This is a genomic window from Rhodoferax sp. AJA081-3 (assembly GCF_017798165.1).
GTDB lineage: Bacteria > Pseudomonadota > Gammaproteobacteria > Burkholderiales > Burkholderiaceae_C > Allorhodoferax.
In genome coordinates this window covers 497,682-522,196 of record NZ_CP059068.1, presented here as the reverse complement: position 1 = coordinate 522,196, position 24,515 = coordinate 497,682, and the positions used below count along the sequence as shown (strand labels likewise).

The 24,515-nt window shown below is 60.3% G+C and carries 24 protein-coding genes; 16 read left to right on the top strand and 8 right to left on the bottom strand.

All coding sequences use genetic code 11. The features are described from left to right. The first annotated feature begins 5 nt into the window (after positions 1 to 5). The 6 genes from infB to HZ993_RS02380 all read left to right on the top strand — a co-directional run bounded on the left by infB (position 6) and on the right by HZ993_RS02380 (position 8,305). On the top strand, positions 6 to 2,900 hold the full coding sequence (gene infB, locus HZ993_RS02405) for a translation initiation factor IF-2 (RefSeq protein WP_209395688.1): 2,895 nt from the start codon (positions 6 to 8) through the stop codon (positions 2,898 to 2,900). A 15-nt stretch (positions 2,901 to 2,915) separates the two neighbouring features. Beyond that, positions 2,916 to 3,290 (top strand): 30S ribosome-binding factor RbfA, encoded by a 375-nt coding sequence (gene rbfA / locus HZ993_RS02400; protein ID WP_209395687.1) that lies wholly within the window; start codon positions 2,916 to 2,918, stop codon positions 3,288 to 3,290. Between the two features lie 3 nt (positions 3,291 to 3,293). After that, positions 3,294 to 4,268 (top strand): tRNA pseudouridine(55) synthase TruB, encoded by a 975-nt coding sequence (truB, locus tag HZ993_RS02395; protein ID WP_209395686.1) that lies wholly within the window; start codon positions 3,294 to 3,296, stop codon positions 4,266 to 4,268. Between the two features lie 50 nt (positions 4,269 to 4,318). Further along, positions 4,319 to 6,148: a translational GTPase TypA gene (gene typA, locus HZ993_RS02390; RefSeq protein ID WP_209395685.1), complete on the top strand. Its 1,830-nt coding sequence runs from the start codon at positions 4,319 to 4,321 to the stop codon at positions 6,146 to 6,148. Between the two features lie 133 nt (positions 6,149 to 6,281). Further along, positions 6,282 to 7,163 (top strand): DMT family transporter, encoded by an 882-nt coding sequence (locus tag HZ993_RS02385; protein WP_209395684.1) that lies wholly within the window; start codon positions 6,282 to 6,284, stop codon positions 7,161 to 7,163. Beyond that, the gene (locus tag HZ993_RS02380) at positions 7,160 to 8,305 is read left to right on the top strand and encodes an enoyl-CoA hydratase/isomerase family protein (protein ID WP_209395683.1); all 1,146 of its coding nucleotides are present in this window, start codon (positions 7,160 to 7,162) and stop codon (positions 8,303 to 8,305) included. The genes HZ993_RS02385 and HZ993_RS02380 overlap by 4 nt, the downstream gene beginning before the upstream one ends. Positions 8,306 to 8,420: 115 nt before the next feature. On the opposite strand, the gene smpB is transcribed toward HZ993_RS02380, so the two are convergent. Continuing rightward, a complete protein-coding gene (smpB, locus tag HZ993_RS02375; RefSeq protein ID WP_209395682.1) occupies positions 8,421 to 8,894 on the bottom strand; it encodes an SsrA-binding protein SmpB in 474 nt (157 codons plus the stop codon). 81 nt (positions 8,895 to 8,975) lie between these two features. Between smpB and HZ993_RS02370 the strand changes: the two genes are divergently transcribed. Beyond that, on the top strand, positions 8,976 to 9,419 hold the full coding sequence (locus HZ993_RS02370; protein WP_209395681.1) for a type II toxin-antitoxin system RatA family toxin: 444 nt from the start codon (positions 8,976 to 8,978) through the stop codon (positions 9,417 to 9,419). After that, the gene (locus HZ993_RS02365; RefSeq protein ID WP_209395680.1) at positions 9,409 to 9,759 is read left to right on the top strand and encodes an RnfH family protein; all 351 of its coding nucleotides are present in this window, start codon (positions 9,409 to 9,411) and stop codon (positions 9,757 to 9,759) included. The genes HZ993_RS02370 and HZ993_RS02365 overlap by 11 nt, the downstream gene beginning before the upstream one ends. A gap of 33 nt (positions 9,760 to 9,792) precedes the next feature. Here the strand turns inward: HZ993_RS02365 and HZ993_RS02360 are convergent, their stop codons facing one another. Next, positions 9,793 to 10,335 carry a DUF4124 domain-containing protein gene (locus HZ993_RS02360; RefSeq protein ID WP_209395679.1) on the bottom strand — a complete coding sequence of 181 codons (543 nt, stop codon included), beginning with the start codon at positions 10,333 to 10,335 and terminating at the stop codon, positions 9,793 to 9,795. Between the two features lie 137 nt (positions 10,336 to 10,472). Between HZ993_RS02360 and guaB the strand changes: the two genes are divergently transcribed. From guaB to HZ993_RS02325, 7 genes are all read left to right on the top strand, one after another. After that, positions 10,473 to 11,948, top strand: coding sequence for an IMP dehydrogenase (guaB, locus tag HZ993_RS02355; RefSeq protein ID WP_209395678.1), 1,476 nt, complete (start codon positions 10,473 to 10,475; stop codon positions 11,946 to 11,948). Positions 11,949 to 11,985: 37 nt separating this feature from the next. After that, positions 11,986 to 13,197 carry an MFS transporter gene (locus HZ993_RS02350; protein ID WP_209395677.1) on the top strand — a complete coding sequence of 404 codons (1,212 nt, stop codon included), beginning with the start codon at positions 11,986 to 11,988 and terminating at the stop codon, positions 13,195 to 13,197. Positions 13,198 to 13,207: 10 nt separating this feature from the next. Continuing rightward, positions 13,208 to 14,833 carry a glutamine-hydrolyzing GMP synthase gene (guaA, locus tag HZ993_RS02345; protein ID WP_209395676.1) on the top strand — a complete coding sequence of 542 codons (1,626 nt, stop codon included), beginning with the start codon at positions 13,208 to 13,210 and terminating at the stop codon, positions 14,831 to 14,833. A 29-nt stretch (positions 14,834 to 14,862) separates the two neighbouring features. Further along, positions 14,863 to 15,090, top strand: coding sequence for a hypothetical protein (locus HZ993_RS02340; RefSeq protein ID WP_209395675.1), 228 nt, complete (start codon positions 14,863 to 14,865; stop codon positions 15,088 to 15,090). A gap of 55 nt (positions 15,091 to 15,145) precedes the next feature. Beyond that, a complete protein-coding gene (tadA, locus tag HZ993_RS02335; RefSeq protein WP_209395674.1) occupies positions 15,146 to 16,543 on the top strand; it encodes a tRNA adenosine(34) deaminase TadA in 1,398 nt (465 codons plus the stop codon). A gap of 143 nt (positions 16,544 to 16,686) precedes the next feature. Continuing rightward, positions 16,687 to 18,450, top strand: coding sequence for a bifunctional diguanylate cyclase/phosphodiesterase (locus tag HZ993_RS02330; RefSeq protein ID WP_245213793.1), 1,764 nt, complete (start codon positions 16,687 to 16,689; stop codon positions 18,448 to 18,450). Positions 18,451 to 18,485: 35 nt separating this feature from the next. Beyond that, on the top strand, positions 18,486 to 19,466 hold the full coding sequence (locus tag HZ993_RS02325) for an LD-carboxypeptidase (RefSeq protein WP_209395673.1): 981 nt from the start codon (positions 18,486 to 18,488) through the stop codon (positions 19,464 to 19,466). 13 nt (positions 19,467 to 19,479) lie between these two features. Here the strand turns inward: HZ993_RS02325 and HZ993_RS02320 are convergent, their stop codons facing one another. After that, the gene (locus HZ993_RS02320) at positions 19,480 to 19,824 is read right to left on the bottom strand and encodes a hypothetical protein (RefSeq protein WP_209395672.1); all 345 of its coding nucleotides are present in this window, start codon (positions 19,822 to 19,824) and stop codon (positions 19,480 to 19,482) included. A 159-nt stretch (positions 19,825 to 19,983) separates the two neighbouring features. On the opposite strand from HZ993_RS02320, the gene HZ993_RS02315 reads away from it, so the two are divergent. Further along, entirely contained in the window at positions 19,984 to 20,901 is a 918-nt protein-coding gene (locus tag HZ993_RS02315) for an adenylate/guanylate cyclase domain-containing protein (protein WP_209395671.1), read from the top strand. Between the two features lie 68 nt (positions 20,902 to 20,969). Here the strand turns inward: HZ993_RS02315 and HZ993_RS02310 are convergent, their stop codons facing one another. From HZ993_RS02310 to tmk, 5 genes are read right to left on the bottom strand one after another with little or no spacing between them, the layout of a single operon-like run. Beyond that, on the bottom strand, positions 20,970 to 21,629 hold the full coding sequence (locus tag HZ993_RS02310) for an ankyrin repeat domain-containing protein (protein WP_209395670.1): 660 nt from the start codon (positions 21,627 to 21,629) through the stop codon (positions 20,970 to 20,972). Next, positions 21,626 to 22,420: a TatD family hydrolase gene (locus tag HZ993_RS02305; RefSeq protein ID WP_209395669.1), complete on the bottom strand. Its 795-nt coding sequence runs from the start codon at positions 22,418 to 22,420 to the stop codon at positions 21,626 to 21,628. The genes HZ993_RS02310 and HZ993_RS02305 overlap by 4 nt, the downstream gene beginning before the upstream one ends. Positions 22,421 to 22,469: 49 nt before the next feature. Continuing rightward, the gene (locus HZ993_RS02300) at positions 22,470 to 22,832 is read right to left on the bottom strand and encodes a PilZ domain-containing protein (protein ID WP_209395668.1); all 363 of its coding nucleotides are present in this window, start codon (positions 22,830 to 22,832) and stop codon (positions 22,470 to 22,472) included. Positions 22,833 to 22,841: 9 nt separating this feature from the next. Continuing rightward, positions 22,842 to 23,855 (bottom strand): DNA polymerase III subunit delta', encoded by a 1,014-nt coding sequence (locus HZ993_RS02295; RefSeq protein ID WP_209395667.1) that lies wholly within the window; start codon positions 23,853 to 23,855, stop codon positions 22,842 to 22,844. Beyond that, complete coding sequence (gene tmk, locus HZ993_RS02290) at positions 23,852 to 24,511, bottom strand: dTMP kinase (protein ID WP_209398232.1); 660 nt, start codon at positions 24,509 to 24,511, stop codon at positions 23,852 to 23,854. Before tmk ends, HZ993_RS02295 begins: the two co-directional genes overlap by 4 nt. Between the last annotated feature and the right edge of the window lie 4 nt (positions 24,512 to 24,515).

Sequence of the window (24,515 nt, the reverse complement as noted above, 5' to 3'; positions counted from 1 at the left end):
AACAAATGTCCAGTACGACCGTCGCCGAGTTTGCCAATGAACTCAAAAAATCCACTGATACGCTGCTTGACCAGCTGAAGTCGGCCGGAGTCGCCAAAGCGTCCGCCTCCGATGTCCTGACAGATGCTGACAAGCACAGCCTGTTAAATTTTTTACAGGCCGCGCATGGCACTGCCAGCCCAGACCGTAAAAAGATCACGCTGGTCAAAAAGCAGACCACAGAGATCAAACAGGCGGATGCCACGGGCAAGGCCCGCACCATCCAGGTCGAAGTGCGGAAAAAGCGTACCTTTGTGCGCCGAGACGACGACGTTGTTGCAGCCCCTGAAGCGGCGCCCGAAGAAGTGCAGGCCACGGCGCCAGCCGTTCCCTTGATTGACGACGCCGAATTGGCGCGCCGTGAGGAAGAAGCGCGCCGCCAGGCCGAGCTGATCCGCCGCCAGGAAGAAGAACTGGCCCAGCGCCGCCGCGACCGCGAAGAGCAGGAAGCCCGTACCCGCGAAGCAGCTGACAAGGCTGCAGCCGAGCTGCAAGCCCAAAAGGACTCCGAAGCGACCAAAAAGGTCAAGAACAAGGCTGCAGGCGAAGCCGCCGAAGCCCAGGCCCAGGCGCAAGCCGAAGAGGCCGCCCGCAACGCCGCGCTGGCGATTGAGAAGTCCGCGGCAGCCGCTGCTGCCTCCAAGGCCGCCGCCGATGAAGAAGTGGCGCGTGCCGTAGACCTGGGTGACCGCCGCCGCAAGGCCGAGGCCGAGGCCGCCGCGATTCGTTCCATGATGTCCGCGCCCAAACGTGTGCTGGTGGCCCACAAGCCAGAGCCCGTCAAGGCGCCCGTTGCGGACCCGAAAGCCCTCAAGGGCACTTTGCACAAACCCGCTGCAGGATCGACTGTTGCAAAGCCAGCCAAACCTGGCGCACCGGCAGCCCCCGCATCCACAACGGGCGCTGGCAAGGAAGTCAAATCGGCCAAGCTGTCGTCCAGCTGGGCAGGTGATCCTGCCAAGAAGAAGGCCATTCCCACCCGTGGTGACACCGGTGCAGGCGCCGGCCGCTCCACCAACTGGCGCGCTGGCCCACGTGGCCGACGTGGCAGCAACGACCGTGACCGCGACCATCACCAGGTGGCATCGGCGCCGACCGAGGCGCGCGTGCTGGAAGTCCATGTGCCAGAAACCATCACCGTGGCCGAACTGGCGCACAAGATGGCTGTCAAGGCATCCGAGGTCATCAAACATTTGATGAAGCTGGGCCAGATGGTCACCATCAACCAGCCGCTGGACCAAGACACCGCCATGATCGTAGTGGAAGAAATGGGCCACAAGGCCATGGTTGCCGCACTGGATGATGCAGAAGCCTTTACCGACGACGAAGTCTTGCAACAGCACGCCGAGGCACTGCCGCGCGCGCCGGTTGTCACCGTCATGGGTCACGTCGACCACGGTAAAACATCGCTGCTGGATTACATCCGCCGCGCCAAAGTCGCCTCGGGCGAAGCCGGTGGTATCACCCAACACATTGGTGCCTACCACGTGGAAACACCACGCGGTGTGGTGTCTTTCCTGGATACCCCAGGTCACGAGGCCTTCTCGGCCATGCGTGCCCGTGGTGCCAACGCCACCGACATCGTGATTCTGGTCGTGGCAGCGGACGACGGTGTGATGCCCCAGACCAAGGAAGCCATCAAACACGCCAAGGCGGCCGGTGTTCCTATCGTCGTGGCCATCAACAAGATCGACAAGCCCGATGCCAACCCCGAGCGGGTGAAAAACGAGCTGGTGGTGGAAGAGGTGATTCCTGAAGAATTCGGTGGTAGCTCTCCTTTCGTGTCCGTGTCGGCCAAAACCGGCCAAGGCATTGACGAGCTGCTGGAGCAAGTGCTGCTGCAAGCCGAAGTGCTGGAATTGAAAGCACCGGTCGACGCCATGGCCAAGGGCCTGGTGATTGAAGCCCGTCTGGACAAGGGCCGTGGCCCGGTTGCCACCATCCTTGTGCAATCCGGCACGCTCAAGACCGGTGATGTGGTGTTGGCAGGCCAGACCTATGGCCGCGTGCGCGCCATGCTGGACGAAAACGGCCGTGCCATCAAGACGGCTGGACCATCGATTCCGGTCGAAATCCAGGGCTTGACCGAAGTGCCACAAGCGGGTGATGAATTCATGGTCCTGGCCGATGAGCGCCGCGCCCGTGAAATCGCCACCTACCGTGCCGGCAAGTTCCGCAACACCAAGCTGGCCAAGCAACAAGCTGCCAAGCTGGAAAACATGTTCACCGACATCTCGGCTGGCGAAGTCAAGATGGTGCCCATCATCGTCAAGGCCGACGTGCAGGGTTCGCAAGAAGCCTTGGCCCAGTCGCTGCTCAAGCTGTCGACCGACGAAGTCAAGGTGCAGATGGTGTACGCCGCTGTGGGCGCGATCAGCGAATCCGATGTCAACCTGGCGATTGCCGCCAAGGCCGTCATCATCGGTTTCAACACCCGTGCCGATGCCGGTGCGCGCAAGCTGGCCGAGAACAATGGCGTGGACATCCGTTACTACGACATCATTTACGACGCCGTGGACGACCTGAAGCTGGCCATGTCGGGCATGCTGACGCCGGACAAGAAGGAAGAAGTCATCGGTACCGCCGAGATTCGCCAGGTGCTCAAGGTGTCCAAGATCGGTTCGATCGCGGGTTGTATGGTTACCTCGGGTCTGGTGCGCCGCACCGCCAAGCTGCGTTTGCTGCGCGGCAACATGGTCATCTACACCGGCGAGCTGGATTCGCTCAAGCGCTTCAAGGACGACGCGAAGGAAGTCAAGGAAAACTTCGAGTGCGGCTTGACAATCAAGAACTACAACGACATCCAAGAGGGTGACGCACTGGAGTTCTATGAGATCCGCGAAATCGCCCGTACGCTGTAAACGGTTGACCCACAGATGGCGCGTAAGAAGTCTTCCACCCCCCACCGCGGTTTCCGCGTGGCCGATCAGATCCAGCGGGATCTGACCGAGTTGATCGCGCGCGAGTTGAAAGACCCGCGCGTCGGCATGGTGACGATCCAGGCGGTCGAAGTGACGCCAGACTATGCCCATGCCAAGGTGTTTTTTAGCATGCTGACCGGCGACCCGGTGGCCTGTGCAGAAGGTCTAAATCAAGCGGCGGGCTTTCTGCGCGCGGGCTTGTTTAAACGGCTGCACATCCACACCGTGCCTACCTTGCACTTCCATTTCGACCGCACCACGGAGCGCGCGGCGGATATGAATGCTTTGATTGCGCAGGCTGTAGCCTCTCGCTCGAAGAACGAGGAATAGAGCATGGTTCAAGCGCCACGTGCACGGGTCACTAGGCGCCCCGTGCATGGGGTGCTGTTGCTGGACAAGCCATTGGGCTGGTCGAGCAACGACGCCTTGCAAAAGGTCAAATGGCTGTTACGCGCCGAGAAGGCTGGCCACACCGGCACGCTGGACCCGTTGGCCACGGGCGTGCTGCCGCTGTGTTTTGGTGCCGCCACCAAGTTCAGCCAAATGCAACTGGATGCAGACAAGGAATATGAAGCTACGGCGCTGCTGGGGATCAAAACCAGCACCGGTGATGCGGAAGGTGAAGTGATTGAAGTGCGGCCGGTCCATGTGGACGCAGCCGCGGTGGCGCGGGTTGTACCCCGGTTCACCGGGCCCATACTGCAGACGCCGCCCATGCACAGTGCCTTGAAGAAGGATGGCAAAGCTCTGTACGAATATGCGCGTGCCGGGATAGAAGTAGAGCGGGAAGCACGCGCAGTCACAATTCATATGCTGAATGTGGCTCTAGCCCCCGTAGATGCTGGTCAGATTGCTATCAATATGGTAGTAAAATGCAGCAAGGGCACGTATATCCGTACCCTGGGTGAAGACCTCGGAGAGGCCCTGGGTTGTGGTGCCCACCTGACCCGCCTGCGCAGAACCGCGACGGGCTCGTTCACGGCGGCACAGTGCGTGACCTTGGAAGCGCTGGAGGCCATGACAGAAGAAGAACGGATGGCCTGTCTATTACCGGTGGACGCGCTGTTGGAGCGCCACACACCGGTCACGTTGGACAGCGAAAATACGGTCCGGTTCTTGAGCGGCGTGCGCCGTCGCGGAAACTGGGCCGACGAGAAACAGGTTGCGGTGTACAGCATCGAACCGCACGCTTTGTTGGGCACGGCCCATACGGAAGCGGGGGAGTTGATACCGGGGCGCTTGCTGAGCCCGCTTGAGATTGCACAGTCTCAAACCCAGCAAGCAGACAGCAGTAAGGAAGCTGCCTGAGCGCCCCGCGGCGTCTGGCACAACAACTGATTCAAACGAGAAAGTGAACCATGAGCTCTAGCAAACAAATCCGCAATATTGCGATCATCGCCCACGTTGACCACGGCAAGACCACCATGGTCGACCAGTTGTTGCGCCAGTCCGGTACCTTTGCCCAGCACGAGAAAGTCGTCGACACGGTGATGGACAACAACGCTATCGAAAAAGAGCGTGGCATCACGATCCTGGCCAAAAACTGCGCCGTCAGCTGGGAAGGCACCCACATCAACATCGTCGACACCCCCGGACACGCGGACTTTGGCGGCGAAGTGGAACGTGCCCTGTCCATGGTCGACGGCGTACTGTTGCTCATCGACGCACAAGAGGGTCCTATGCCCCAGACCCGTTTCGTGACCAAGAAGGCGCTGGCCCTGGGCCTGAAGCCTATCGTCGTCGTCAACAAGGTGGACAAGCCAGGTGCCAACCCCGACAAGGTCGTCAACGCTGCATTCGACCTGTTCGACAAGCTGGGCGCGACCGATGAACAGCTGGATTTCCCTGTGGTGTACGCATCCGGCATCAACGGATGGTCCTCGTTGGAAGAGGGCGGTCAAGGTGAACAGTGGGGTCCCGACATGTCGGCCCTGTTCAACACCGTGCTGAAACACGTGCCGGCCAACTCGGGTGACCCCAAGGCTCCACTGCAGTTGCAAATCTCCGCGTTGGACTTTTCCTCGTTTGTCGGCCGCATCGGCGTGGGCCGTATCAGCCAGGGCACCATCAAACCCGGCATGGACGTCTTGGTGATGGAAGGCCCTGAGGGCAAACAGGTCAAGGGCCGTATCAACCAGGTCTTGACCTTCCAGGGTCTGGACCGCGTGCAGTCCCTCGAAGCCGGACCTGGCGACATCGTGCTGATCAACGGTATCGAAGACATTGGTATCGGCGTCACGGTGACCGACCCCGCCAACCCCGCGCCGCTGCCCATGCTGAAGGTGGACGAGCCCACGCTGACGATGAACTTCTGCGTCAACACCAGCCCACTGGCCGGTCGTGAAGGCAAGTACGTTACCAGCCGCCAGATCTGGGACCGCCTGCAAAAAGAGCTGCAGCACAACGTGGCGCTGCGCGTCAACGAGACCGACGAAGAAGGTATCTTCGAAGTGATGGGCCGTGGTGAATTGCACCTGACCATCCTTTTGGAAAACATGCGCCGCGAAGGCTACGAAATGGCCGTGTCCAAGCCCCGCGTGATGTTCAAGGACATCGACGGTGTCAAACACGAGCCCATCGAAATGGTGACCGCTGATATCGAAGAAACCCACCAGGGTGGCGTGATGCAAGCCCTGGGCGAACGCAAGGGTGAGTTGGTGAACATGGAGCCGGACGGCCGCGGCCGTGTCCGCCTGGAATACCGCATCCCGGCCCGTGGCCTGATCGGTTTCACCAATGAATTTTTGAATCTGACCCGCGGCTCCGGCCTGATCTCCAATATTTTCGACTGCTACGAGCCGCACAAGGGCGACATCGGCGGCCGCAAAAACGGCGTGTTGATCTCCATGGACGCCGGTGAAATCTTCACCTACGCACTGGGCAAGCTGGACGACCGCGGCCGCATGTTTGTGAAGGCCAACGATCCGGTATACGAAGGCATGATTGTGGGCATCCACAGCCGTGACAACGACCTGGTCGTTAACGCCACACGCACCAAACAGCTGACCAACTTCCGCGTGTCCGGCAAGGAAGACGCGATCAAGATCACGCCCCCGATTGAGCTGACGCTGGAATACGGCGTGGAATTCATCGAGGACGACGAGCTGGTCGAAATCACGCCCAAGTCGGTGCGCTTGCGCAAGCGCCACCTGACCGAGAGCGAGCGCAAACGCGCCGGACGGTCTTAAGTTCCCCCCCCCGAAGCGGCCTTTGGCCGCCTCCCCCTCAGGGGGCGTTACCAGCGGCCCGGCAAAGCCGGCTCCGCGGTAACCTTGGGTTAAGGCACGTGCTTCGTGTGGCGTTTGCGTCTACGTTTTAACAATGAAACTTACCCACAACCGGGCTGTGGTGCTGATGGTCGCGGTGGCCTTTATGTGGTCTACCGCGGGCGTGGTTTCACGCCATCTCGATGCTGCGCGCAGCTTTGAGGTCACCTTCTGGCGGGCGTTGTTCACGGCTGTTTCCTTGCTGTTCATCCTGCCGTTGATGCGGGGACGCACGGTTTTTGCGGACATCCGCCACGCCGGCCGGGCCTTCTGGATCTCAGGTGTGTGCTGGAGTGTGATGTTCACCGCCTACATGGTGGCGCTGACCATGACCAGCGTGGCCAATGTGCTGATGACCATGTCGCTGGGCCCACTGATGACGGCCCTGATTGCCCGCATGTTTATTGGCCACCGTATTGCACTGCGCACCTGGGTGGCCATTGCCGTGGCTGGTTTCGGCATCGCCTACATGTACGCGCCACAGATCGCGGGCGGCGAGTTGCTGGGTTCCCTGGTGGCGCTGTGTGTGCCGATTGCCGGAGCCACCAACTGGACGGTCACGCAGAACGCCCACGCCCAAGGCCACGATGTGGACCTGGTGCCCGCCGTTTTTGTGGGCGCCGTCATCAGTGCCCTGGTCACGTTGCCGCTGGCCTACCCGTTTGCGGCCACCGCACACGACTTGGGCCTGCTGGCGTACCTGGGTGTCTTCCAGCTGGCGATTCCTTGTGTGCTGTCCGTGCTGTGCGCCCGCGTGCTGCTCGCACCAGAATTGTCCCTGTTGGCCTTGTTGGAAGTGCTGTTCGGCATTCTGCTGGTCTGGCTGGGGGCAGGGGAGGCGCCGGGTACGACCGTATGGGTCGGCGGTACATTGGTATTGGGTGCCCTGGTAGCCAACGAGCTGCTGGGCTGGAAACAAAGGAGTCAAACACCATGAACGAAAACAACACCAGCAACATCACCGAAGTCCACACCACCGTCGCCGGTGGCATGGGCCTGATCACCCTGAACCGCCCCAAGGCGCTCAACGCCCTGTCCTTGCCCATGGTGCAGGCACTGCTGACCACGCTGCAGGCTTGGCGTGACGACCCGGCCGTTTTTGCAGTGGCCATCCGCGGCAGCAACAAGACCGGCCAGCCCGGCAGCCCGGAGGCGTTGTTCGGCGGCTTCTGCGCCGGGGGCGACATCCGCTTCTTCCACCAGGCCGCGCTGTCCGGTGATGCGGCCCTGGACACGTTTTTCACCGACGAATACACGCTGAACCACCTGATCCACAACTACCCCAAGCCGTATGTCGCCTTCATGGACGGCATCGTCATGGGTGGTGGCATGGGGATTAGTCAGGGTGCCAGCCTGCGCATCGTCACCGAAACCACCAAGATGGCCATGCCAGAGACCGGCATCGGCCTGTTCCCGGACGTGGGCGGTGGCTACTTCCTGAGCCGTTGCCCCGGCCATGTGGGCGAATACCTGGCCCTGACCGGCGACGTCATTAGCGGCGCCCAGGCTGTGGCCTGGGGCCTCGCCGATGTGTGTGTGCCGTCCGCCAGACTGCCGGAGCTGTGGGCCGCCATGCAAACGCAGGGTTCGCTGGACGCTTTGCAACAATGGATTGCTAGCAATGTGATAGCGGATAGTATAGATTCCACGGGAGCTACAGCCACATTTGACATAAACGACTATGCCGCTTTCGGCTTGGGCAGCATCCCCGCCATCGTGGCCGCGCTGGAAGCCTCTGGCACCAAACCCGCACGCGCCATGGCCGCAACCCTGCGCCACCGCAGCCCGCTGATGCTGCACGTGGTGCTGGAGCAGATCCGCCGCGCCCGCGACATGGGTCTGGCCGATGACCTGCGCATGGAGCGTGACCTGGTGCAACATTGCTTCTACACCGCCCACTTGGACCGCTCCGGCGTAAGCAGTGAGACGGTGGAGGGTATCCGTGCCCTGGCCATCGACAAGGACCACAAACCCGTGTGGAACCCTGCGCGCATAGCGGATGTGACGCCGGACATGGTGGCCCCGTTCTTCGTCAGCCCTTGGCCAGCAGGTACACACCCGCTGAAAGATTTGGCCTAAGAAGATTCGGGACAAGATGTTGGGCAGCTGAGCGTTTTGCGCAGGTAAAAGGAGGAGGCCGCTTGCGGCCGGGGGACACGGAGCAAAACGCTCTGGTGCCCAGCCTCTTGCCAGACTAGCGCGCCTTGCTCTTCATAGCCCGCTCCACCTCCCGCTTGCCTTCACGGTCCTTGATGGTGTCACGCTTGTCGTGCTCCGCCTTGCCCTTGGCCAGTGCAATCTCGCATTTCACCTTGCCGTCTTTCCAGTGCAGGTTGATCGGCACCAGTGTGTAGCCCTTTTGCTCCACCTTGCCAATCAGCCGCTGGATCTGCTCCTTGTGCATCAAGAGCTTCTTGGTGCGCACCTTGTCCGGGCTGACGTGGCTAGACGCGGTATGCAGCGGGTTGATCTGCAGGCCGATGATGAATAGCTCGCCGCCGCGTATCACCACATAACCGTCGGTCAGCTGGACCTTGCCCTCGCGCAAGGACTTGACCTCCCAGCCCTCCAGCACCAAGCCCGCTTCAAAGCGCTCTTCGAAGAAATAGTTGAACGCTGCTTTTTTGTTGTCGGCAATGCGGGTGTTGACTACGGGTTTCTTGGCCATGGAAGCTATATAGGGGTGACAGACGGGAATGGAAGGCATGCTTTGGGGGCTTGTCTACAATCCCGCGCAGACCTCTATTCTATGAAAACCGTTAACAAGTCCGTTTTGATCTGGTACAGCCCGCGTGAGATGTATGACCTGGTGACCGATGTGAAGCGGTATTCCGAGTTTCTGCCTTGGTGTGAGGGTACCCGCATTGTGGAAGAACATGCGGGCGGCATGACCGCCGAAGTGGCTATGTCCTTTGGCGGCGTACGCCAGACCTTCACCACCCGTAACGTGCACATTGCCGACAGCCAGGTCGACATGGAGCTGCTGGACGGCCCGTTTTCGCACCTGGACGGGCAATGGAGCTTTTTGGCCCTGGGCGATGGCTCACAACGCGCCTGCAAGGTGGAACTGGCCGTCAACTACCGCCTGAACAGTTCCACGCTGGGAAAGCTGGCGGCCCCCGCCATCGACAAGATTGCCACCGACCTGGTAGGCGCCTTTGTCAAGCGTGCCGAGCAGATGTATGGGGACTGAGGTGGGCATAGCCGTCACGGTTGTCTATTCGGCCCAGACGCGGGATGTGGTGGAGGAGACGTTGCGACTGGAGGAGGGCACAACGGTCGAACAGGCCTTGAATGCCAGTGGCTTGGCACTGCCAACCCCCGCGGAAGGCGTTCCCCTGGGTGGTCAGGGTGTTTGGGGCAAGAAGGTCGGTTTAACGCATGTGCTGCATGACCAGGACCGACTGGAGGTTTACCGACCCCTCACGGTGGACCCCAAGGTGGCGCGCAGGGAACGGTTTGCGGGTCAGGGGGCCAAAAAAGCTGCGGGCCTGTTTGCCAAGCGCCGCGACGGGGCCAAAGCCGGGTACTGAAGCGTGCCGCTTGGCGGCGTCGGCCCTACCGGACTACTTGCAATCCCTGTCGATGATGCCCTGGATACGCTTCAACTCTGCGGCACGCGCCGCATCGTCCATAAACTCTTTCTCGCCCGCGGCATTGGTACGGCCAATGCGCACGCCGGACTCAAAGGTCGTTTTGGCTTGTTTGGCGCGTGCGCAATTCTCAATCTGGGCTTTGGCTATGCGTTCTTCGTCGGCTTTGCGTTTGGCGGCTTCCGCTTCCTTGGCCTGTTTCTTTTTGGCTTCCAGCTCTTTGTCCAGGCCACCGGCAGGCTTGGCACCGGATGCGGGCAGTGCCGCTGCCTGGCCCGCCACGGGCGCGGATGCCGCAGCAGCATCACCTTCCACTGCGGCGTCGGCCGCAGGGGCTACTACTGGAGCCTTGTAGTTTCCAGGCCGTTTGATGATGTTCTTGTCCTGGATGTCAGAGGGTGGGGCACGGTCGCTGTAAACCTTGCGCCCGTCTTTGTCCAGCCACTGCCACTGGGCCGACGCTGCAAAGCTCAGGCCACTCAACGCTACAACCAGGAGTGTTTGAATCAGTTTCATGGGCGCAGTGTAGCCTTGCACGCTGTGGAAGGGGCCAAAAATGGAGCGAACGGCGGGGTTTTTACACTTCAACGGTTGCCCCTGCCGGCTTTGGGGGACGTCGCCACGGGTACAATTTCGACATTTGGAGCTTTGACATGCGCCTCCTCGGCAAAGCGCTCACCTTCGACGACGTGTTGTTGGTCCCCGCGTACTCCCAGGTCCTGCCCAAGGACACTTCCCTCGCCACCCGCTTCTCCCGCAACATCGCCCTGAACCTGCCCCTGGTGTCTGCCGCCATGGACACGGTCACCGAAGCCCGCCTGGCAATCGCCATCGCGCAAGAAGGTGGCATGGGCATCGTCCACAAGAATCTGACCGCTGCCGAACAGGCTGCGCAAGTGGCCAAGGTCAAGCGTTACGAATCCGGCGTGTTGCGCGACCCTGTCGTCATCACCCCGTCCCACACCGTGCGCCAGGTTATGAGCTTGTCCGAACAGCTGGGTGTATCCGGATTCCCGGTTTGCGACGGCGGCAAGGTGGTCGGCATTGTGACCGGTCGCGACCTGCGCTTCGAGACCCGTTACGACCTGCCTGTCAGCCAGATCATGACTCCGCGGGACAAGCTGGTGACGGTGCAGGACAGCGCCGCCATCACTATCACCCAGGCCAAGGTGCTGCTCAACCAGCACAAGATCGAACGCCTGCTGGTCGTCAACGATTCCTTTGAGCTCAAGGGCCTGATCACCGTCAAGGACATCACCAAACAAACCAGCTTCCCCAATGCCGCACGCGACGCCCATGGCAAGCTGCGTGTCGGCGCGGCGGTGGGCGTGGGTGAAGGCACCGAAGAGCGTGTGGAACTGTTGGTACGCGCCGGTGTCGACGCCATCGTTGTCGACACCGCACACGGCCACAGCCACGGCGTCATTGAGCGTGTGCGCTGGGTCAAGAAAAACTATCCCCAGGTGGACGTCATTGGCGGCAACATCGCCACTGGCGCGGCCGCTCTGGCCTTGGCAGAAGCTGGCGCCGATGCAGTCAAGGTGGGCATTGGCCCCGGCTCCATATGCACCACGCGCATCGTTGCCGGTGTGGGTGTGCCGCAAATCATGGCGATTGACAACGTGGCCACCGCGCTCAAGGGCACGGGCATCCCCCTGATTGCCGATGGTGGTATCCGTTACAGCGGTGACATCGCCAAGGCCTTGGCCGCTGGCGCCAGCACCGTGATGATGGGCGGCATGTTTGCCGGTACCGAAGAAGCGCCGGGCGAAGTCATCCTGTTCCAGGGCCGCAGCTACAAGAGTTACCGTGGCATGGGATCCATTGGGGCCATGCAGCAGGGCAGTGCAGACCGTTACTTCCAGGAATCCAGCACCGGCAACCCCAATGCCGACAAATTGGTGCCCGAAGGCATTGAAGGCCGTGTGCCCTACAAGGGCTCCATGGTTGCCATCGTGTTCCAGATGGCCGGTGGCATTCGCGCCAGCATGGGTTACTGCGGCTGCCCCACCATTGAAGACATGCAGAACAAAGCGGAGTTTGTAGAAATCACCACCGCCGGTATCCGCGAAAGCCATGTGCACGACGTGCAAATCACCAAAGAGGCCCCCAATTACCGCGCCGACTGATACCCCAGTAGCCGTAGCCGAGGGCCGGCCCGCGGCGATGCGTTTCATCATGATCGCGGTGCTGATCGACATGATGTCGATCGGCCTGATGATCCCGGTGTTGCCGCATCTGGTGGGCCAGTTCACACAGTCGCAGGGCGACCAGGCCTTCTGGTTTGGCGCCATGATGTTTGCGTTTGGTATTGCCAACTTCTTTGGTGCGCCCATTCTGGGGGCGTTATCCGACCGGTATGGCCGGCGCCCCGTGTTGCTGCTGGGCTTTTGTGGCCTGGCCTTCACCTTTTTCATGACGGCTGCCGCCCATAGCCTGTGGTTGCTGGTGGTGGTGCGGCTGATTGGCGGTGCCATGCAGGCCAATATTGCGGTGGCCAATGCCTATGTGGCCGACATCACGCCGGCCCCGGACCGCGCCCGCCGTTTTGGCCTGCTGGGTGCCATGATGGGCCTGGGTTTTATCCTCGGGCCCGCACTGGGCGGCATTCTGGGTGATGTGGATTTGCGCCTGCCCTTTGTGGCGTCAGGTTCTCTGGCCGTGCTCAACTGGATCTATGGCTACTTTGTGTTGCCGGAAAGCCTGCCGTTTGAGAAACGCAGCGCTTTTGAGTGGCGCAAGGCCAACCCCATCGCGTCGCTGATGGGCCTGATCGATCTGCGCGGCGTAGGACCCCTGGTCGCCGTCCTGGCGCTCACCACGCTGGCGCAGTTCATGTTACATGCCACGTGGGTGCTGTACACCACGTTCAAGTTTGGCTGGGGACCGCGGGAAACCGGCTGGTCGCTGATGGTGGTCGGTGTTGTGAGTGTGCTGATGCAGGGCGTGTTGCTCAAACACATACTGCGGCGCATCTCGGCCCAGCGCCTGGCCGTCATCGGCATGTGCAGCGCCAGCTTGGCCTATGTGGCCTACGGTCTGGCTACCGAATCCTGGATGTTATTTGTCATCATTGTGCTCAACATGTTCTCGGCGGCGACCGGATCCAACCTGCAAAGCATCGTGTCCGGCGCGGCGGATGAAAAGATACAAGGCCGCACCCTGGGCGCCGTGTCCTCCGTCAACAGCCTGATGGCGATTTTGGCACCGGTGGCCGGCGCCGGCATGTTGTCTTTGGTGTCCGATGCGCCGCGCGGTGACATTCGACTGGGCCTGCCTTTCTTTGTCGGCGGCCTGATCCAAGCCCTGGCCCTGGGCCTGGCGGTTTGGCACTTTCAACGCCAGCGCGCGCTGCGGGCTGGCATTTCCCAAGCTTGAGTTTTTTCCCATGACACACGAACGCATCCTCATTCTCGATTTCGGTTCCCAGGTCACCCAGCTCATCGCCCGCCGTGTCCGCGAAGCCCATGTGTTTTGCGAAGTCCACCCCTGCGATGTCAGCGACGAATGGGTGCGCAACTATGCCAAGGACGGATCGCTGAAGGGCGTCATCCTGTCTGGCAGCCATGCCAGCATTTACGAAGAGAGCACCGACAAGGCGCCACAGGCCGTGTTCGAGCTGGGCGTTCCGGTTTTGGGTATTTGTTACGGCATGCAGGCCATGGCCCAGCAGCTCGGTGGCAAAGTCGAGGCGGGCCATACCCGCGAATTCGGTTCCGCGCAAATTCGCGCCCGCGGCCATACCAAGCTGTTTGAAGGCATTCAAGACAGCTCCAATGCCGAAGGCCATGGCTTGTTGGACGTCTGGATGAGCCACGGCGACAAGGTCACCGAAATGCCCCCGGGCTTTACCCTGATGGCATCCAACGCCGCCTGCCCGATAGCGGCCATGGCGGACGAGGCCCGCCGCTTCTACGCCGTGCAGTTCCACCCCGAAGTCACCCACACCAAACAGGGCCAGGTCATCCTGAACCGCTTTGTGCTGGACATCTGCGGCGCGCGCGCCGACTGGATCATGGGTGACTACATCGCCGAGGCCGTGGAGCGCATCCGTGCCCAGGTCGGCAACGAGGAGGTCATCCTGGGCCTGTCCGGTGGTGTCGATTCTTCCGTGGCCGCGGCCCTGATCCACCGTGCCATTGGCGACCAGCTGACCTGCGTGTTTGTGGACCACGGCCTGCTGCGCCTGAACGAAGGCGACATGGTCATGGACATGTTTGTCGGCAAGTTACACGCCAAGGTCATACGTGCCGATGCCAGCGATTTGTTCCTGGGCAAGCTGGCGGGGGTCAGTGATCCCGAAGCCAAACGCAAGATCATCGGCGGCGAATTCGTCACTGTCTTCAAGCAAGAGGCCGCCAAGCTCAAGGGTGAGGGCGCCAAGGGTGCCAAGTGGCTGGCGCAGGGCACGATTTACCCTGATGTGATCGAGTCCGGCGGCGCTGGCAACAAGAAGGCCGTCACCATCAAGAGCCACCACAACGTGGGCGGCTTGCCCGAGCAACTGGGCCTGAAACTGCTGGAGCCGCTGCGCGAACTGTTCAAGGATGAGGTGCGCGAACTGGGCGTGGCCTTGGGCCTGCCGCATGACATGGTCTACCGCCACCCGTTCCCCGGCCCCGGCCTGGGCGTGCGCATTTTAGGTGAGGTCAAAAAGGAATACGCCGACCTGCTGCGCCGGGCCGATGCCATCTTCATCGAAGAGCTGCGCAATTTCAAGGAAGAGGCACCCGGCCCCAATCAAGGCAAAACCTGGTACGAACTGACCAGCCAGGCCTTCACCGTGTTCCTGCCTGTCAAGAGCGTGGGCGTGATGGGCGATGGCCGCACCTACGACTACGTGGTGGCGCTGCGCGCCGTACAGACCAGCGACTTCATGACCGCCGACTGGGCCGAGCTGCCCTACGCCTTGCTGAAAAAGGTGTCCGGCCGCATCATCAACGAAGTGCGCGGTATCAACCGCGTGACCTACGACGTGTCCAGCAAACCGCCGGCCACCATCGAGTGGGAATAAACCAGAATCTGCCCTAGGAGGAGCCCGGTATGCGCGGTGTGTTTGGAGTTGTCGGCCTGTTGCTCACGCTGGCCATCGTAGGTGTTCTGGCCAAGAAAAACCTGTCCTCCGTGACGACTGTGGCGCCACCGGCTGGCTTGGCCAGTGCACCGGCCGGTGCCACCGTCAAGGAGCAGAGTCAGCTCCTACAACAACAGGTCCAGCAAAGTGTGGAGGCCACTGTGCAGCAGGCCCGTCCCATGCCAGAAGACAAGTAGCTTCAAGCGAAAAGTGCCTCTAGCCCCCGTGAATATTATCTAAGATGCTATCAAAATGGTAGTGTCGTTGCGTGATACTGACTTCATGGAGTTGGCGCTGACGCAGGCCCGTCTGGCAGCAGAGGCTGGCGAGGTGCCGGTGGGCGCAGTGGTCGTCAAAGACGGCCAGGTCATCGCCACGGGCCGCAACACCCCCATAACCACCCACGACCCGACGGCCCACGCGGAGATTGTCGCGCTGCGCGCAGCCGCCCAGGTGCTGGGCAACTACCGCCTGGACGGTTGTGAACTCTTCGTCACGCTGGAACCCTGTGCCATGTGCAGTGGCGCCATGCTGCACGCGCGCCTGGCCCGCGTGGTGTTTGGCGCCCCCGATCCCAAGACGGGGGCGGCGGGCTCGGTCGTCAACCTGTTTGCCGACAGCCAGCTGAACCACCAGACCTGCATTGAGGGTGGCGTGCTGGGCGACACCTGTGCAGCCGAATTGCAGGCCTTTTTCCAGAACAAACGCGAGGCACAACGGGGGGAGAAGCGGGCGCTGCACCCCTTGCGCGATGACGCGTTGCGCACGCCTGATGCACCTTTTGCCGACTTGCCAGGCTACCCCTGGACGCCACACTACCTCAGCGATCTGCCCGCACTGGATGGCCTGCGCATGCACTACCTCGACGAGGGGCCCACCGACGCCGCACGCACCTACCTCTGCCTGCATGGCAACCCAGCCTGGAGTTACCTGTACCGCAAGATGATTCCGGTGTTCCTGCAAGCGGGGCAGCGCGTGGTGGCACCGGACCTGATCGGTTTTGGCAAGAGCGACAAACTGAAGAAAGAATCGGCGCACACGTTCAGCTTCCACCGCCAGACCCTGTTGGACCTGGTGCAGCGGCTGGACCTGCAGCGCATCGTGCTGGTGGTGCAGGACTGGGGCGGCTTGCTGGGTCTGACACTGCCGATGGAGATGCCGCAACGCTTCGAGGGATTGCTGGTCATGAACACCACGCTGGCCACCGGCGACCAACCGCTGTCACCCGGGTTTCTGGCCTGGCGTGAGATGTGTGCAAAAAATCCGGGGTACGACATCGCACGTTTGTTCGCACGGGGCAATCCGCAGCTGTCCGCGGCAGAGTGTGCGGCGTACGCTGCGCCGTTTCCAGACAAGGGCCACCGCGCTGCGACACGCGCCTTTCCGGCCATGGTTCCGGATAACCCAGAAGCCGACGGTGCGGCCCTCTCACGCGCCGCCCGCAACTTCTGGCAGACGCAATGGCAGGGGCCAACCCTGATGGCGATAGGCATGCAGGATCCTGTTTTGGGCCACGCGTCCATGGCCGAACTGCGGCGGTCCCTGCGCGGATGCCCAGAACCGCTGTGTGTGGAGGAGGGCGGGCATTTCCTGCAGGAAATGGGAGAGCCTATTGCGAAGGCAGCCGAACGCTTCTTTGGGGCGCATTAGGTTCGCGCTCTAGGGTTATCCCGATGGGACACGACGGGCGCCGCTAAATGTTTTGCAATGTTTTGGATGTTTGGCAACATTTTCCTTATGGGTGGTGCACAATGTTTGGAAAGACAACCGTCGGACAACCATTTGTAGTTTGAATGCATACTGATACTGACACGCTGCATTTCCTGGATGACGAAAGCGACACCGGGGTCGCTGCAGGACTGGTCTGGCGCCTGATGGTGATTGACGATGAGCCCGACGTGCATCGGGCTACGACTTTCGCATTGGCCGGGGTCAAAATTCTGGGGCGTCCTCTACAGTTTTTGCATGCTTATTCGGCTGCCGAGGCAACGCTTTTGCTGGCTTCAGAACCCGATGTGGCCGTTGTGTTGCTGGATGTGGTCATGGAGCGCGAAGACGCCGGACTGGCCTTGGTCAAGACGATTCGCCAAGACTTGCGCCTGGCGGAGTTGCGCATCATCCTGCGCACCGGACAGCCAGGTTATGCACCTGAAATCGAAACCATCCACGATTTCGACATCAACGACTACAAGACCAAGTCCGAACTGACACGCACCAAGCTGTACGCCACCGTGACTGCGGCCGTGCGGGCGTACGAACAAATCCGCAAGCTGGACCAGTTGGCGTTTTACGACCGGTTGTGCAGCTTGCCCAACCGCAACAAATTCATTGACCTCAGCGACGAGCGCCTGTTGTCAGGCCAGTTCACTTCGGACGTCATTGCCATTCTCGATATCGATGATTTCTCTGAGATCAACGATGCACTGGGCCACCAGCAGGGCGACCGTTTGCTGCAGGCTGTGGCGGAGCGTCTCAAGCTGGAGCTGGGTTCTGATGTCATCTTGGCCCGTCTGGGTGGCGATACCTTTGGCCTGATGGGCGACAACTGCGTGCTGGACCCCCTGACCGTGCTGGACCTGTTCCGCGCGCCGTTCAAGGTGCAAGACGACTCCATGGTGGTCACAGCCACCATGGGTTTGACCCAGGAATTAGGCCCCGGAATTGCCGGCCGCGACGCGCTCAAAGACGCCAATATTGCCCTCAAACTGGCCAAGAAGAACCGCCGCGGCGGCTTTGTAATGTTCTCGGCCCAGATGGGTGCTGACATCCGTGAGCGTGTACGTCTTTTGCAGGCGCTTCGCCACGCGGTTGAGAGCGAGCGGCTGTTTGTGGTCTACCAGCCGCAAGTGAACTTGATAAGTGGCAAGTTGGTGGGCGTGGAAGCATTGATACGGTGGCGCAACGAGGACGGTAGCTTTGTGCCGCCTGACCGTTTCATTCCTTTGGCTGAGGCCTCGGGCATGATTGTTGCCATTGGTGACTGGGTGCTGCGCGTATCCTGCATGGAGTTGGCGCGGCTGCAAGCCCTGGGTTTGCCGGACCTGCGCATGTCGGTCAACGTGTCGCAGATCCAGTTCCGCCATCCCGGATTCCTGGACAAGCTGCGCTCCGCATTGACCGACACGGGCATCAACCCCAAATGCCTGGAGCTGGAGATAACGGAATCGGTGGCCATGGATGACCCGGACTTTATGTTGGAGACCCTGCATAAAGTGCGCAAGATGGACATATCCATTGCCATTGATGACTTTGGCACCGGGTATTCCTCACTCAGCCATTTGCGCCAGTTGCCGATTGACCGACTCAAGATCGACCGGGCATTTGTGACCGAGTTGAACAGTGCGGTGATGGGCGGCCACATTGCCTCCATGGTGATTGAACTCGGGCGCAACCTCAATTTGACGGTGATCGCTGAAGGTATTGAGGAAGAAGTACAGGCGCAGACGCTCCTGAAAATGGGTTGCCATGAAGGGCAGGGCTATCTGTATGCCAAGCCCATGGTTGCCCCGGATCTGGTCAAGTGGATCGAGGCACGCGGCAATAACAGCCCAGCCTGAGCCAATCGCTGCAACCGGTGCCTGATAATGGCGCGGTGAAAAAACACATCTACATTTACTCCCCCTCCGGAGCGGTGCGCGACAAGGCCGCTTTCAAACGCGGTGTGCGCCGCCTGCAGTTCCTGGGTCACGAAGTCGAGGTCGACGCCGATGCGCTGGCGAGCCACACGCGTTTTGCCGGTGACGACGCCACCCGTTTGGCGGCCATTCACCGTGCAGCCGCCAGTGGCGCCGATGTAGCCCTGATTTCCCGCGGTGGTTATGGACTCACCCGCATACTGGGCGGCATACGCTACAAGGCGCTGGCCAAATCCATTGAGCGGGGTACCCAGTTCGTAGGCATTAGTGATTTCACCGCTTTGCAGTTGGCACTGCTGGCAAAGACGGGCAGCACAACCTGGGCTGGTCCCGCCCTCTGCGAGGGTTTTGGTGTTGGCGGCAAGCCAGACCCCAACGATGCTCTCAGCCAAACCACGCCAGCGGTACCCGATGACATCATGGAAGATTGTTTCAACGATATGTTGACGGGGCAGGGGGAGGGCACGGGCTGGCGGCAAATCAAGGAAACTGGAGAGTTTCCGCAAGACCTGATCGTGCGCGCAAGCCAGGCCACCATCTGGGGCGGCAACCTGGCCATGCTGACATCACTTCTCGGAACCGGCTACTTTCCGGATATCAAAGGCGGTATCCTGTTTCTGGAAGATGTGGGCGAACACCCGTACCGTATTGAGCGGATGCTGACGCAGTTGCTGCACGCTGGCGTTCTGGCACGCCAAAGGGCAATTGTGTTGGGGCAGTTTACCGAGTACAAATTGAACAGCCACGACAAGGGTTTCAAGCTGGCAAGCGTTGTGCAATGGTTGCGCAGCCAAGTCAAAACGCCCATTTTGACCAACCTGCCGTATGGACACGTAGCCACCAAGGTCCTGTTACCGGTTGGTGCAAAAGCGGATTTACATGCAGAGGGGCGCGATGTTTTGCTCTTCTGGGGGAACGACCACAGCGGCAGTCATTGATGCAAACCGGAATTTAGGAGCGAGGACTGCTGTTGCGCGTAGTCAATGATTTTGGCAACAAACCTTTGAACATGCCGCTGATACGGTCCAGTTTACGCCGCGCTACCGCCTCGCCGTCCACCGCAGCAATGGCAGCCATGACGTCGCCACGCAAATACCAGAGGTCATTCAAGTCGCTGGCGTAGGTAACCTTGAGCTCTATTTTGGACGCGCTCGCAGCACCGGGAACGCTCAAGCCCTCCAGCATGGCTTCCCGAATGTCTTCCAGTGCGGACTGCATGCGGGTTTCACGGGCGCCACTTTGACCGTTAAAAAAACTTTGCACCCCGGTAACCAGGGAAGATCGTATCCAACTCATTTTTATTAATTCTGAGACAAAGTGGCCTTACCATACCAAACAAACCATACGGTCGGCAATAGGGCGTGATACGGATGCGCCGGCAATGACCGGCTTGGTTCTCAAGTCTGCAGCAATGCCCTAAACTCTAATCCTAGACAAGCATCGGAACTATCGGGAATGGGCGTTCAAACCACCGTTGTATTTACAGACTTGCATGGCAGCACGGCGGTGTTTGAGGCTTTGGGCAATGCGCTGGCAACCGAGACAGTGACCGAGATCACGAGCAGGATTTCCCAACAGTGTGTGCAAAGCGGTGGTCGGGTGGTCAAAACGCTGGGCGACGGGGTTTTGGCCATGTTTCCCGATGGCCAGAGCGCGGTCAACGCAGTTGTAGAGATTCAGCGCGCCCATTCCATTCGTATGCTGCGCACGCCCATGGAACTACGCATGCCCATGCGTATTGGGGTTGCCAGCGGCGAAGTGGAAATGGTTGGCGGCGACTGTTATGGTGACGCCGTCAACGTAGCCTCGCGGCTCTGCGACCTGTGTGGCCCTTACCAGATCTGGGCCAATGCAGCGTCGCTGGCATCGGCCGAAGAACGCCAAGGTACAAGCTTTCGGGTATTAGGCCCCATCAATATCCGCGGCCGCGCGGAGCCCTGCAGTGTTTACCAGATTGAATGGCATGAAGATGTGGCCTCCGATTTTCTGACGATGCAGGGTTCGCTGGACCCCGCACAGGTATCGGGTGAACGTGACGCGCTGGGTCGGGAGGTTGAACTGACCTGGTCTGGCAACACCCGCCGCTTCAAATCGTTCGAACTCCCGGTGCAGCTCGGTCGAGTCCGTGATGCAGATTTTGTGGTTAACGATCCACGTGTCTCCCGTATCCATGCGCGTCTGGAGTGGCGCAACGGTAGCGTGGTGTTTGTGGACGCCAGCAGTTATGGAAGCTGGGTCCGCTTTGCCGGAACCAAGGGCTCAGACGTCTTGCTGCGCCGTGCTGAATGCGTTTTGCATGGAAAGGGCGAGCTCGCTTTAGGCGCGTCTTTTTCGGATGCCAGCGTTCCAACGGTGGCGTTCACCATTCTTTAGCAGCACCAACAATTAGCAGATCCAGTGGCGCCACTTAACATAATATACATCGTATGAAGTAGATATGGTTACCAGACACCCTTGGGTTTGCGGGCGCGCAATGCTGCGGCAACCACCGAGACCGTTTCTTCTCGCTGTACCTGGCGGGCAAAATCAATGGCGGTTAGGCCTTGAACATTCTTCAGGCCTGGGTCAGCGCCCGCGTCGAGCAAGAGTTTCACCGCATCAATCGTTCCGTACATGGAAGCCATCATCAGCGGTGTACTGCCATTGGGCGATGCAGCGTCGATATACGCATGGTTGTCCAATAACAAACGCATGGCATCAATATGCCCGCCGGTGGCCGCGTAATGCAACGGTGTCCAACCCGGTTTGTTGACGTCGGCATCACGGGCAATGAGCAGCCTGCACACGTCAACATACCCTCGCAATGCTGCCAGCATCAATGGACTTTCATCCTTGGCCGTCCGAACCTCTGCCCGTGTCTGTGGGTTTTCCAGTAGCGCCGTCACAACTTTCAGCGAAGGCTCTCGCAAGGCGACGATCAACGCGAAATCGCCTTTGGGATTGACGGTATTGGGGTCAAATCCCCGCGCGAGCAATCCACGAACGGCCACTGCGTCATCTCGCTGAATGGCACCAAAAAAATCTTCGTACGACCCCGCTTGAGAAACGGAAAAACCAATTAAAACAAACAGATATACCAGATGCTTCAAGTAAATTCTCATGTTAAAACTCCTGAGAATAGTCGATTGAAGTTATAGGTAGTGGCCTCTGCAATAGTTTCTATGCTGCAATCTTTCAAAGCCGCCAGCTGCTTGGCCACATGGGGCACATACGACGGGTTATTGGTTTTACCCCGGTACGGCACGGGCGCCAAATAAGGGCTGTCCGTCTCTATCAGCAACCGGTCCAGGGGCACCCAGGTCGCCACGTCGCGCAGATCCTGGGCGGTCTTGAAGGTCAAAATACCCGAGAAGGAAATGTAAAAGCCCAGCTCCAAAGCCTGGCGGGCTACTTCCTGGCTTTCGGTAAAACAGTGGAAGACACCACCCGCAGAACCGACAGAACCGTCTTCGCCCTCCTCGCGCAGGATGGCCAAAGTATCTTCAGATGCACTGCGGGTATGGATCACCAAGGGCTTTTGCAACTGCCGCGCGGCCCGGATGTGTGTGCGAAACCGCTCACGCTGCCAATGCATGTCGGCATGGGTTCTGTCGCCCAGCCGGTAATAGTCCAGCCCGGTTTCACCGATGGCGACCACACGCGGCAATTGCCCGCGTTGCAGCAGATCATCCAGCGTGGGCTCGGTGACTCCTTCGTTGTCCGGGTGCACACCCACGCTGGACCAAAAGTTGTCGTATTGGGTCGCCAGCCGGTGGACATCGGGAAACTCCTCAAGCGTGGTGCATATGCACAAAGCGCGGTCCACGTGTGCATCGGCCATCGATAGGCGAATGGCGGGCAGGTTGGCGACCAGTTCTGGAAAGGTCAGGTGGCAGTGGGAATCGGTAAACATGCTTCGCGCCCTGTAGCAGGGCCGTGCCCTGGGGGCTACGGCAAAAAACTCAAATGGTTTGAGTGGGACGCTCGGACGCCATGTGGGCGCCCAAAATTTCCTCAATCTTCAGCTTCAGCGCGTGCGACTTTTCGTCTTTGGGGAAGGTGATGCCCACGCCCTGCGTGCGTCCACCGGCGGCCTTGGCTGGCGTCACCCAAGCCACTTTTCCTGCCACGGGATACCGCTGCATGTCTTCGGGCAACGAGAGCAACACATACACGTCATCACCCAGGGCGTATTCCCGCGCGGTGGGAATAAAAACGCCGCCTTCCGAAAAAACCGGAATGTACGCGGCGTACAGCGCCGCCTTTTCCTTGATGGAAAGCTGGATGACGCTGGGCCGTGGGGGGGTAGTGGGGGCTGTGCTCATGGAATCTGGTTAATGTGCTGAGTTTAAAACCGATTGGGCTTTTCCTACAAGCGATTCCAGCATCAAACCTGCGTTAAATGGGTGATCCATGGTGCGCATGGTGCGGGATAACGACTGTGCCCAGGTACTCAATGCACCTATAGAGGCTGCGCCGACGAGATCACTTCTTGCAAAAAACCGCGGCGCGGCACCCGCTTGCACGGCCATTAGGTCGTGGCACAGCTTGTGTAACGCATCCAGGGTCTGGGCAATGCTCCAGTCCTTGAAAAAACCGACATCGCCCCTGGCAACGGCCTTGGGCAAAACGGCCCACGCACTGGGGTCGCGGCCAGAGGCACCAAAGGCCGCAGCGTCTTCGGGCCGGCCACCCATGGCCTTGAGCAGAAGCTGGGCTTGCGTCGCATCAAAACCACGAGACTGCAACCACTGCTGGCTGGCCTGCGCATCGGGCCAACGCATGGCGTGCCCCAGGCAACGGCTGCGGATGGTGGGCAGCAGTTGGTGGGCCGATTCACTGGCCAAAACAAACTTCACATCGCCCGGCGGCTCTTCCAACGTTTTGAGCAGGGCGTTGGCGGTGATCGTGTTCATTTGCTCTGCTGGGAAAACCAGCACAACCTTGCCCCTGCCCCGGGCGCTGGTTCGCTGCGCAAATTCAACCGTGTCGCGCATGGCATCCACACGGATTTCTTTACTGGCTTTGCGTTTTTTGTCGTCGATTTCGCTCTGTGCTTTTTCACCCAACGGCCAACCCATTTCAAGCAGGGTGGTCTCAGGCATCAGCACACACAGATCCGCATGGGTGCGCACATCGATGGCGTGGCAACTCCCACAGGTGCCACACGCCCCATCCTCACCCGGCTGCTCACACAACCAAGCCCGGGCCAGCGCCATGGCCAAACCGTACTGCCCCAAACCCGACGGACCATGCAACAGCCAGGCATGGCCGCGCTGGGCCAGCAGCAACTGCGTCTGGGCAACGATCCAAGGGGGTGGGCTTGCGGGCGTGGCTTCGCTACTCATGGCGTTAACAGCCCCTTGGACTGCACGGCCTGCAGTACATCCTGCCACACCTGGGCGGGTGTCTGGTCAGCATTGATACGGGCAAACCGGCCGACATCAGCATCCATGCGCCGGGCGTAGCCACTTGCCACTTTCTCAAAAAAAGCCAAGGGCTGGGATTCAAACTTGTCTGGAACCCGGGCCGTGCTCAGCCGCTCGGCGGCAACCTGCGGTGGCAGGTCGAACCAAATGGTCAGATGCGGCTGCAGAACAACCGCCGTTGCAGCAGTGGCACCATCTGCCGCCCTGCCCTGCACCCAGGCCTCCAGCACGGCCAGGGTTTCCCAATCAAAACCCCGGCCCGCACCCTGGTAGGCAAAGGTAGCGTCCGTAAAACGGTCACACAGCAACACATCCCCCCGTGCGAGCGCGGGCAGGATCACGGTCTGCACATGGTCGCGCCGCGCAGCAAACACCAGCAATGCCTCGGTCATGGCATCCATGGGATCGTTCAGCACCATCTGGCGCAGGCGCTCGGCCAGCGGGGTACCACCGGGCTCGCGGGTCAGGGTGACCACGCGCCCCTGAGCCCTGAAAGCCTGTGCCAAGCTGTCGATGTGCGTGGATTTGCCCGCACCATCGATACCCTCAAAACTGATAAAAAGTCCGCTGCTCATCGCC

Coding starts and splice junctions, on each gene's coding strand:
- guaB (WP_209395678.1), top strand. CDS start 10,473: ATGCGCCTCCTCGGCAAAGCGCTCACCTTCGACGACGTGTTGTTGGTC.
- tadA (WP_209395674.1), top strand. CDS start 15,146: ATGGTAGTGTCGTTGCGTGATACTGACTTCATGGAGTTGGCGCTGACG.
- HZ993_RS02300 (WP_209395668.1), bottom strand. CDS start 22,832: ATGAGCACAGCCCCCACTACCCCCCCACGGCCCAGCGTCATCCAGCTT.
- tmk (WP_209398232.1), bottom strand. CDS start 24,511: ATGAGCAGCGGACTTTTTATCAGTTTTGAGGGTATCGATGGTGCGGGC.
- guaA (WP_209395676.1), top strand. CDS start 13,208: ATGACACACGAACGCATCCTCATTCTCGATTTCGGTTCCCAGGTCACC.
- rbfA (WP_209395687.1), top strand. CDS start 2,916: ATGGCGCGTAAGAAGTCTTCCACCCCCCACCGCGGTTTCCGCGTGGCC.
- HZ993_RS02295 (WP_209395667.1), bottom strand. CDS start 23,855: ATGAGTAGCGAAGCCACGCCCGCAAGCCCACCCCCTTGGATCGTTGCC.
- HZ993_RS02315 (WP_209395671.1), top strand. CDS start 19,984: ATGGGCGTTCAAACCACCGTTGTATTTACAGACTTGCATGGCAGCACG.
- HZ993_RS02330 (WP_245213793.1), top strand. CDS start 16,687: ATGCATACTGATACTGACACGCTGCATTTCCTGGATGACGAAAGCGAC.
- HZ993_RS02365 (WP_209395680.1), top strand. CDS start 9,409: ATGGGGACTGAGGTGGGCATAGCCGTCACGGTTGTCTATTCGGCCCAG.
- smpB (WP_209395682.1), bottom strand. CDS start 8,894: ATGGCCAAGAAACCCGTAGTCAACACCCGCATTGCCGACAACAAAAAA.
- HZ993_RS02350 (WP_209395677.1), top strand. CDS start 11,986: ATGCGTTTCATCATGATCGCGGTGCTGATCGACATGATGTCGATCGGC.
- HZ993_RS02370 (WP_209395681.1), top strand. CDS start 8,976: ATGAAAACCGTTAACAAGTCCGTTTTGATCTGGTACAGCCCGCGTGAG.
- HZ993_RS02360 (WP_209395679.1), bottom strand. CDS start 10,335: ATGAAACTGATTCAAACACTCCTGGTTGTAGCGTTGAGTGGCCTGAGC.
- typA (WP_209395685.1), top strand. CDS start 4,319: ATGAGCTCTAGCAAACAAATCCGCAATATTGCGATCATCGCCCACGTT.
- HZ993_RS02340 (WP_209395675.1), top strand. CDS start 14,863: ATGCGCGGTGTGTTTGGAGTTGTCGGCCTGTTGCTCACGCTGGCCATC.
- truB (WP_209395686.1), top strand. CDS start 3,294: ATGGTTCAAGCGCCACGTGCACGGGTCACTAGGCGCCCCGTGCATGGG.
- HZ993_RS02305 (WP_209395669.1), bottom strand. CDS start 22,420: ATGTTTACCGATTCCCACTGCCACCTGACCTTTCCAGAACTGGTCGCC.
- HZ993_RS02310 (WP_209395670.1), bottom strand. CDS start 21,629: ATGAGAATTTACTTGAAGCATCTGGTATATCTGTTTGTTTTAATTGGT.
- infB (WP_209395688.1), top strand. CDS start 6: ATGTCCAGTACGACCGTCGCCGAGTTTGCCAATGAACTCAAAAAATCC.
- HZ993_RS02380 (WP_209395683.1), top strand. CDS start 7,160: ATGAACGAAAACAACACCAGCAACATCACCGAAGTCCACACCACCGTC.
- HZ993_RS02320 (WP_209395672.1), bottom strand. CDS start 19,824: ATGAGTTGGATACGATCTTCCCTGGTTACCGGGGTGCAAAGTTTTTTT.
- HZ993_RS02385 (WP_209395684.1), top strand. CDS start 6,282: ATGAAACTTACCCACAACCGGGCTGTGGTGCTGATGGTCGCGGTGGCC.